The sequence below is a fragment of the Dokdonella sp. genome (assembly GCF_035703485.1).
Taxonomy (GTDB): Bacteria; Pseudomonadota; Gammaproteobacteria; order Xanthomonadales; family Rhodanobacteraceae; genus Dokdonella.
Genome location: NZ_DASSYD010000114.1, coordinates 1 through 6,919, shown reverse-complemented (window position 1 = coordinate 6,919; position 6,919 = coordinate 1). Strand labels below are relative to the sequence as shown.

Annotated in this window: 6 protein-coding genes; all 6 read right to left on the bottom strand. The window is 60.0% G+C overall.

The annotated features are described in order from the left end of the window. A partial coding sequence (locus tag VFN25_RS08580; protein WP_325140847.1) for a nucleoside deaminase occupies positions 1-470 on the bottom strand: 470 nt, incomplete at its 3' end. A 225-nt stretch (positions 471-695) separates the two neighbouring features. After that, positions 696-1,430, bottom strand: coding sequence for a glucose 1-dehydrogenase (locus tag VFN25_RS08575; RefSeq protein WP_325140846.1), 735 nt, complete (start codon positions 1,428-1,430; stop codon positions 696-698). Positions 1,431-1,443: 13 nt separating this feature from the next. Then, positions 1,444-2,703: a cytosine deaminase gene (gene codA / locus VFN25_RS08570; protein ID WP_325140844.1), complete on the bottom strand. Its 1,260-nt coding sequence runs from the start codon at positions 2,701-2,703 to the stop codon at positions 1,444-1,446. A gap of 11 nt (positions 2,704-2,714) precedes the next feature. After that, positions 2,715-3,920, bottom strand: a complete 1,206-nt coding sequence (locus VFN25_RS08565; protein ID WP_325140842.1) for an MFS transporter — start codon at positions 3,918-3,920, stop codon at positions 2,715-2,717. Between the two features lie 164 nt (positions 3,921-4,084). Next, on the bottom strand, positions 4,085-5,641 hold the full coding sequence (locus tag VFN25_RS08560; RefSeq protein ID WP_325140840.1) for a phospholipase D family protein: 1,557 nt from the start codon (positions 5,639-5,641) through the stop codon (positions 4,085-4,087). Positions 5,642-5,776: 135 nt separating this feature from the next. After that, positions 5,777-6,919 (bottom strand): MFS transporter (locus tag VFN25_RS08555; protein ID WP_325140838.1); only part of this gene is annotated, 1,143 nt, incomplete at its 5' end.

Sequence of the window (6,919 nt, the reverse complement as noted above, 5' to 3'; positions counted from 1 at the left end):
TTGTGAAAGCGGCGGTGCAAGTCGCGTACCTGCTCGGCCAGATCGTCCATCGGGCCCTCGACGACCGCGCCGGGAACCACCTCCTGGATGGACAATGCCCGTATCGGGCCGGGCGCCAGTCCCAACTCGGCATGCCACTGCGCAAGTTGTCTGGAGGAACTTGCGTAGACGATTCGTCCGAGGCCAACCCAGCCGTGCGCGGCGGCACACATCGGACAGTGTTCGCCCGAGGTATACACGGTTGCGGTTGCTCTGGCTTGCAGCGACATATGGATTGCGGCCCAGCGCGCAATCTCGAGTTCCGGATGGCGAGTGGAATCCCCCGATTCGACATGATTGCGGGCTTCAAAAAGAACATCGCCGTTGGCGGCAACAAGCAGCGAACCGAACGGTTGATCACCCGCCGCCAATGCCTCTGCGGCAAGTTCAACGCAGCGACGCAGGTGCTGCATCTCGGAACCATTTTTCATGATCTTCAGTGCTTCGGTTTTCAGGTATCAACGGCCATGGAATTCACTCGCTTCGAAGAATTAGCCTTTCAATGTGGGTGTGTTCCGTTGCTATCGAGGTTGTCTGAGGAGTCGAACAATCCTGGCTTCGGTGCATGAGCTTGCATCGTCGCTGGCAGCTCCGGCGAACAAACAAGCATTTCCCTGACTATGCGCCATAACGATAGTCCCGAAAAAAAGACGGTATTACTGAGCGGTTATTCCGCCATCCACGACAAATTCCGAGCCCGTCGAGTAGCTCGATTCATCCGACGCCAGATACAGCACCAGATTGGACACCTCTTCGGGTTTTGCAACGCGCTTCAGCGGTATGTGTTTGGCGAACGCCTCCACCGCGGTCTTGGTGTCGCCCTGCATGATCATCGGTGTTTCGATCACGCCAGGGTGGACGGAATTGACGCGAATGTTGAAGGCTGCACATTCCAGCGCGGCCGCTTTGGTCATGCCGCGCACGGCAAATTTTGAATCGGTATAGCCGATCGCACCACCGACCAGGCCGTTGATCGACGAGATATTCACGATCGAACCGCCGCCGGCTTTTATCATCGATGGAACGACGGATTTCATGCCCAGGAATACCGACACCTGGTTGATCTCCAGAATGCGACGGTAGTCATCCAGCGATGTTTCCAGCAGCGATCTGGATTGGGTAATGCCGGCATTGTTGACCAGGATGTCGACCGGCCCGAAGTGCGCTTCGGTGGCTTCAATCAAGCGTGCCCAATCCGCTTCGCTGGTGACATCCTGTTTTACGAACAGGCTGTCCTCGCCCAGCTCCGCCGCCAGCGCTTGCCCTTTCTCGTCATTCAGATCTGTCAGAACAACCCTGGCGCCTTCCTTGAGAAAGGCGCGTGCGTGTGCAGCGCCCATACCCTGGGCAGCGCCGGTTACGATGGCAATTTTACCTTTCAGGCGATTCATGTTTGCATCCTTTTCACTTCGTCCCGGCAAGCAGATCAAGCGCTATGTCGTAGCTCGGCTCGGGGCGCTTGAACAGGTAGTCGCCATGGCGGATCGATGCGAGTACATCGGCGCGCTGGCGCACGGCTTCGAACGGTGATCGGGCATCAAGGACGAGGAAGTTGGCCGGCTTGCCCGTTTCGATGCCGTACTGGTCTTCCACGTTCAGGGTCTTCGCACCGTTATGGGTGATCAGGTCGATGCAGCGGTCGAGCTCGTCGAACGACATGGTCTGGGCGAGGTGAATGCCGTTGTCGAGTATGTTCATCAGGTTGCCGTTGCCAACCGGATACCACGGATCGTTGATCGAATCCTGGCCGAAGCAGACGTTGATGCCGCTTTCCCACAGTTCCTTGACCCGGGTCAGGCCGCGGCGCTTGGGGTAGGTGTCCTGGCGGCCCTGCAGATAGGCGTTCTCGGTGGGCAGCGAGATGAAGTTCATCCCGGATTTCTGGAACAGACTCATCATGCGGAACGCGTAGGCGTTGTCCGCCGAGCCGAAGGAACAAGTATGGCTGGCCGCTGTGCGCGTGCCGATATCTTCGGACATCACCAGCGCATTGAGCAGTTCGACGAAGCGGCTCATCACGTCGTCGGTCTCGTCACAGTGCACGTCGATCAGCTTGTCGTGCTTGACCGCCAGCTCAACGGTGCGGTGCATGGATTTTTCGCCGATTTCGCGCGCCCATTCGAAGTGCGGAATGGCGCCGACGCAATCCGCGCCCATCTTCAGCGCTTCCTCGACCATCTCGTCGCCGCCCTTCCAGGCGTACATGCCTTCCTGCGGGAATGCGACGATCTGGATGGTGACCTTGTCCTTGAGCTGTTCGCGGATTTCCAGCATCGCCTTGAGTCCGGTCAGCTTGGGATCGCACACGTCGATATGCGTGCGAATGAACTGGACACCTCTGGAAACCTCTTCGTTGATGCCCTTCAGCGCGCGCTCTTTGGCGTCGTCGATCGTCTGGTTCTTCTTGACGTCGTGCCAGCGGGCGATGCCTTCGAACAGGGTGCCGCTGGTATTCGCGGCACCCTCGCTGCGCGCGGTGTAGACATAATCCAGATGCAGGTGGGCGTCCACGTAAGGTGGCACCACGAGACGACCCTGCAGGTCGATCTCCTCGTCTGCCTTGGGCAGGTTCTTGCCGATCTGCTTGATGACACCTTTGTCGACGAGGATCTCGCTGACTTCATCGTGCTCTCGATAGATTCGGGCATGGGTGAATTTTTTCATGATTTCCTCACTCAAGGGTTGGTGGCCGGGCCGGGGGAAGAGCGCAGGGTGCGCCTGGCCTGAAACGCAATGATCATGGCCAGAACAAAGCAGGCCAGTGACATGTAAACAATGAACTTGACACCGTTTTCCGGGAAATGGACCAGCAGCATGCCGCCGACCCAGGTGGCGACCATGATCGAAAGATTGAAGACGCTCGATTGCACGGATGTCGCGATGTCCCGGGCTTTTTCAACCTGCTTGGTTACGGCGGTCTGGTACATGGTCACCAGCGGACCAAAGGCCAGCCCCCACAGGAAGAATGCGGCATGCGAGATGACCAGGGTGCCTTTGAAAACAAGGAACATGGCCATGGAAAGGGCGCCAACGCCGAGCATGAGCACGATCAGCGGGCGCAGATAGGCGTCGATGTATTTCGCTGAAACAATCACCGAAATCACCGAGCCGATACCGAAAATCAGCAGGGCCATGCCGATGCCTCCAGTGAAGTCGATCAACTCCACCAGCAAGGTGATGTAGGTGTAGATGCCGTAGTGGGCGGCGACCGATAGAAAGGTCAACAGCAAGACGATCAGCATCGACGGCATTTTCAGCACCGCCAGCGGCGAATTGCTTCTGCTGAGTTTTTCGCCTTTCACTGCGGGCAAATAGAAGTACGACAGCACGGCGATGACGATGGCAATGACGCCGAGAGCAAAGAAGACGCTGCGCCAGCCGAAGGTGAGCCCGATCGCGGTCATTGCCGGCAGGCCGATGCTGATGCCCAGGGTATTGCCCGACATGATGACCGTGATCGCCTTGCCATGCATGTTTTCCGGAACCAGTCGCGTACCGTAGGCCGCGATCATCGGCCACATCACGCCAGCGCATATTCCGCCGACGATGCGCGCGGAGATGATGACCGTATAAGACGATGAAAGGCCGACAACAATATTCGAAGCAGCAAATCCGGCCAGAAGCACCATCAGCAATGTCTTGCGGTTGATCGCCAGGGTAGCGCTGACCAGCGGGATGGCGGCGACGGCGGAAGCCAGCGCATAGACGCCGACCATGAAGCCGACTTCGCTTTCCTCAATGCCCAGTCCCTCGGTCATCTGCGGCAAGATGCCAGACGGCACCAGTTCGGATAAAAGGCCGACAAAAGTCACGCTGGCCATCAGGCCGAAGACAAACCATGAAAGGGTCTGCTTTTTTTCGCTTGCGCTATTTATGGACAAATTTCACTCAATGGTCGTGGTTGATGGTTGATCGTATCGTTGTTGAGAAAAAGCTGACATGACGTGAGTCAACGCGGGGGCAATGAGGAACAACGCAAGCTGTCTTCACTTCGCCGCGCAGCGCATCTGGCAGGCCTTCTGAGCGCCACTTGATCAGCGTTGTTCTAAAGCAGCCACTCCACCGGCAACCAGCCGACCACCGTCAGCGCGAGGTTTCGGAACGTGCTCGATCCGGGCTCCTCCGTGGTGACCGAGCCGGTCGCCGGATCGACCCATGCAAGCTTGCCGTTCTGCTCTTCGACCTGCCAGGCAAGGCCTCTAAATCCATCGTCAAAGGCCGCATGCAGACCGGTTGCGAGGGTCTCGCTGTCGATCAGCAGACCCATCTCGGTATTGAGCTGGTTCGAGCGCGGATCGAAGTTGAATGAGCCGATGAAGATCCGCTCGCCGTCCACGGCGAACGTCTTGGCATGCAGGCTTGCGCCGGAAGAGCCAAAGATGCCCAGATCATCGGGTGTCTCCGGCGTGGCCATGCGGCGAAGCTCGAAGAGGTCGACGCCGGACGCGAGCATTGCCTCACGGCGCTTGGCGTAGCCGGCATGCACCGGTAGTACGTCGGTGGCCTCCAGTGAGTTGGTCAGCATGCGCACTTGTACACCCTGGGCTTCCAGCTTGGCGAAGGCGTCCACGCCGGCCTTGCCGGGCACGAAGTAGGCAGAGACGCCGTCAAAACGCCGTTCGATGGTGCCGACCTTGCGTGCCAGCTGACCGGCGAGTAGATCCTCGCGCGGGACCGCTCCCTGTCCCTTGACCGGGTCATCGCTGACCAGCACGGCGTCGGTCCATTCAAGTTCAAGGGTGCCATTGGAAAGAGGCGCAATTAGGTTCGACGCCTTCAGGATTTCCTTGTATTCCCGGAAGCGGGGATCATCACGCCAGCGCGTCAAACGCTCGGAGATTGGATCGCCGTTCGTCGTTCCGACGATGGGCCCGGCCAGATGCACTGAAGGACTGGCCCAGTAACGATCAAAGTCGGCGGCCACTTCGGCAACGATCTTGCCTACGGCCAGGACGTCCAGATCAACAAACAGCGGCGTGGCGCCGATTCCGAAGTATTCGTCGCCGACGTTGCGCCCGCCAACGATCGTGGCGAGACCGTCGACGGTGAAGGACTTGTTGTGCATGCGCCGGTTCAGGCGGAAGAAGTCGAAGGTGAAACTCAGCATTTTGAAACGGCGCAGGTTGAACGGGTTGTAGAGCCGGACCTCGGCGTTCTCATGCGCGTCGAGCTGCGCGATTTCGGCATCGAGACCGGAGGTGCCGTTGTCATCCAGTAGCAGTCTCACGCGCACGCCACGATCCGCCGCACGGCGCAAGGCGTCGAGCAGGAGCGAGCCGGTCAGGTCGCCGTGCCAGATGTAGTACTGCGCGTCGATGGAGGAGACGGCGGCATCCGCCAGCAGGATGCGCGCGGCAAAAGCGTCTGCGCCCCATCCAAGCGCCGCGATGCCGGTCTTGCCGGGGAGGTTGCGTGCAGCCCGATCAGCCAGGGGGCCGCTTTGCGGGGGAGGCAGGGCGACATCATCAAGCCGGCCCTCGACAGCGGGGATGGCGAATATGATCCGGGCCAGAACGATTGCCATTGCGGACAAGAGCAACAGGGCGGTCGAGACTTTTAGAAGCCGGATCATGTCGTGTCCCAGGCTGGCCGCGTCAAGCATTGCGGTGACTCAAATTGAAACGGTCGTACAGCATAGCTGATGGTATTTGGCGGCGAGCTACGGGCAATTGCATGTGCCTGCTTTCCGGGCAGCTAAATATTCAGACGTGCATATCAAAACCTATGGGTTGTTGCGCTACGGCAATCGGGTGGGATCGATCAGCGGTTCGCGCGCTTGCTGCCAGAGACGCGGAGCGCACTGGCGTTCGATCCTGCGTCGGACGCTTGGTTCTGCGCTTCCACGGTGGAGGGCCCACAGGCGTTTGGAAATGGCTGCGTCGTGGTGGGTCATGCGGCTGTTGTGGCGAACGTAATCGAGCCAGGTCGGCGTTTCGTAGCGCTCGATCCATATTTCAGCGTCCGCGAGATCACGCAGCAGGCGCCAGCTGCGTGCCCCATCGCGGCGGCGCACACGACGTCGCTCGACCATCGCGGCGAGAAACTCCGCGACATCTGCCTCAGCAATTACGTACTCGATCGTGATCACGACCGGACCCGTTCGCGCATCGACAGGGACGACCGTGCTCGGTTCTTTCCAGAGGCGCAGCAGATCGAGGTTGAGTTCCTCCGTCTGCGCGAGCGGCAGCCAGCGTCCAAGCGCCGCGCAGCCGAGCATGACCACGGATGCCGCCAGCAGTGACAGGGTGAGACTCTTGCTCGCTGCGACTTCGCCCCACAACCAGCTACCGGCTGCGAGCCCGCCAAATGCCGCCATCTGATAGATCGACAAGGCACGCGCAACGACCCAGCGCGGAGCCGACATCTGCACGGCGACGTTGAATGTGGCCATCGTCAGCAGCCAGCCCGCGCCGGCCAGAAGCAGCGCCGCCATTGTCGCCAGCAGATGCGTGCTCACACTGGCGATTGCCGCGGCAACCGCAAAACTGACGCTGGTCAGTCGGACGATGGCCTCGGTCGACATCAGCTCACGCAACTTTGCGTTGCCGACGGCGCCGGCGACTGCGCCCACGCCAAATGCACCGAGCAGCAGACCGTAGGTCAGCGGTCCGCCGCCGATCAGGTCCTTGGCGAGCAAGGGCATCAGGGCCATCAGCGCGCTCGCGCCGATACAGTAGATCGCGCTGCGCAGCAGAACCCTGCGAATGGCCGGCGAGCCGGCAACAAAGCGAACGCCCGCTGCGACTGCGGTGCCAAGTGTCTCGCGAGGCAGCGGATTCGGATTCGGCGGTGGGCGCCAGCGCAGCAGTACCGCGATCAGTGCGGTATTGCTGACCGCATTCACCGCAAACGCAGCAGCGGCACCGGCGGCCGCGACGAT